This window comes from Halorubrum sp. SP3 (assembly GCF_005435195.1).
In the GTDB taxonomy this organism is placed as follows: Archaea; Halobacteriota; Halobacteria; order Halobacteriales; family Haloferacaceae; genus Halorubrum; species Halorubrum sodomense.
In genome coordinates this window covers 1-214 of record NZ_SGTU01000815.1, presented here as the reverse complement: position 1 = coordinate 214, position 214 = coordinate 1, and the positions used below count along the sequence as shown (strand labels likewise).

Below are 214 nucleotides of genomic sequence, written 5' to 3'. Positions count from 1 at the left end.
GAGGAGGGGATGACGCGCGTCCTCTCGGCCGGGTTCGCGGAGTCGGCCCACCAAGTCCCCGTCCACGAGGAGGCCCCCGAAGAGGGGGACGGGGCGGGTACTCCCGGCGGCTACGGTCACGTCCGGACCGACGGCACCCCGAGCGACGGGGAGGGGTCGGCGGCCGACGGCGGTAGTTCCGGCGAGTAGACGGTCCACGTTCCGGCGAGTGAAC

At 73.8% G+C, this 214-nt stretch carries 1 pseudogene; it reads left to right on the top strand.

Annotated elements, in window-relative coordinates:
- A pseudogene (locus EXE42_RS18305) lies at nucleotides 1-189 on the top strand (hypothetical protein); the annotation flags it as partial.
- Between the last annotated feature and the right edge of the window lie 25 nt (nucleotides 190-214).